Genomic DNA, 2119 nt, shown 5'->3' with positions numbered 1-2119 from the left:
TCTTCAGGAGCTTCCAGCACCTCGATTGTTCTCAAAAGCCCTCCCCAGCTTTGTCTTAGGAGAATGTTCACCTGCATGAGCAGCTGAATAGGATTGAATAGTGATTGAACGTAAGCCCAGAAAGTGATCAGAATTCCTACGGTAATCTCGCCTTTCATTACCAGGTAACCACCGTAGGCAAGCAGTGAAAAGGAGATTAGTCCGTTTATCGACGTCTTGAGTACACCGGCGATTTTTATCGCCTTTATGAACCTCTTGCCCGCATAAACATGGTCTCCTTGAAAACGATCGAAGAAATTTGTGACCCAGGAAAATGGCATGGCGATTCTGATCAGTTTCATATTATCGATTATGTTACTTGTGACTCCTGCCAGTTCGCCGAATTTCTCCCTCTCTACTTTGCTCCTTTTCTCCACCATAATATTGAAGAACATTAGCACCAGAAAGGAAAACACTATGAAACCGACGGGCAGAAGAGTCAGTTTCCAATTGAAAGCAAACATGATTGCTAGAATCGCCGATATTTGAACGACTCCCAATAACAGTATCGGAAATATCTGCGCTATAACGGTTCCTACAAGTTCCAGATCAGAGATTAATCTCGATACGAGCTCGCCGGTTTTATTCTTGTGGAAATAGTCGAAAGGAAGAACAAACATCTTCTCTAACAATTGCTTCCGCAAGTCCGATTTTGCCATGAGGGCCGTGGTTTCAAAAACCACCTCTCCAAAATATGTGAAGATCAAGCTTCCAAACCAGAGACCGACGACAAGCAAAACGTACTTTACGAGAAGGTCCATGTCGCCAGAAGGGATAACTACATCTATTAGCAGCCTTATCAAGAGCGGAAAGACAACTGCAAGTGCAATCATCACGCCGACCAGAACTGCAGCCAGCAGTTCCCGTTTCCAGTAAACCTTGAGCAGCTTGAAAACAAACCTGCGAACTGTCTTTTTTTCATTCTCCATATTTCTCCCCCCCACCGGGCTGTCTTTTCACAGGCCATTCGAGAATATCTCCCTCTCTTCCGCCTTTGCAGGTCTCGATCAAGTCAGTTCTCGGAGAACGAAATGGAAAGCCTTTTTCTACACTCATGCTCCTACCTCCTTGGTTTGACCTAACTAAACTGGGCAATTGCCACAATGGACAGTCAGATGACACCCTTAACAACTTACCATCTTATTTCACAGATTGGAATTGCACCTCGCCATGCGCTACCCAAGACTATTTCGGGAGAATCGTTTGACGACACTTAGCATCTCACAGACATATAAATTGTTGTATTTGGTTAATATTATATCAAGTTAACCACTTCTGACCAAGTTCGATATCGTTTGGACAAACCAATCTGAAGGGCTCATTACACTGAAAGGGTTATAGAGTTTGCGAATATTATGAGCCTGTTTCCAGTTGTTTGAGTGAATTCAAAGTAAGTTCGAAGTGCTTCAACATTGAGCATTGAATGGACATAACGCTGTCTTCCTTTCAATTCAGTTGTCTTGAAGATTTCGCTTCTATCCAAAGAAAGTGACCCAGTCTCATTCGCTCAGGTTCATCTCTCATTTTCTTCCAATTCATCTTCGTTTAGCAAGCTCATTGCACCCATAAGACTGTGAGTTAAATGCCGCTACTACGCTGGTTCTTGCGTAAATCCGTATTTAAATCCTGATAAGCCTGATCTTGAGTCCTCCATTGGGAACGAGGGCCACGTAGCGTCGGAGGGTGTTAGTGGTTTGTTTGCGAAAGAAGGCGACGATCTGAAATAGTTCCACAAGAAAGGTTGTTCGATGCCCGTTCTTGGTTGCTGGAAGGAACATACATATGGATTACTGACCAAATAACGTGAAGAGTGAATCTTGGGAAAGAGGCTCTTTCACACCAGGACGTTCAAAACAAGAGAGGGATTTTGGGGCGAGATCCCGTGCAAAGGCATCACGGGATGACAGTATTAAGCAATTCTGAAAGCGTCGCTATTCGTCATGCTGACCTCGATTCTTTGAAGAGAATAACCGAGAAAGAGCTTTGTCGAGAGCTTCGCTATGCTCATGAGAAAACGAGAGAAAAGGCGGTCACCTTCGGATGCCAGTTCCGCTTCGCTTGCGAGAACAGTTGCAAGTTG

The 2119-nt window shown here is 44.2% G+C and carries 1 protein-coding gene; it reads right to left on the bottom strand.

The annotated features are described in order from the left end of the window. A partial coding sequence (locus ENN47_08390; GenBank protein ID HDP78186.1) for an ABC transporter ATP-binding protein occupies positions 1-968 on the bottom strand: 968 nt, incomplete at its 3' end. Positions 969-2119 lie beyond the last annotated feature (1151 nt).

This window comes from Mesotoga infera (genome assembly GCA_011045915.1).
Lineage (GTDB): Bacteria > Thermotogota > Thermotogae > Petrotogales > Kosmotogaceae > Mesotoga > Mesotoga infera_D.
Note: the sequence above shows the minus strand (reverse complement) of the source record. Positions and strands in the feature narration are given on the sequence as shown.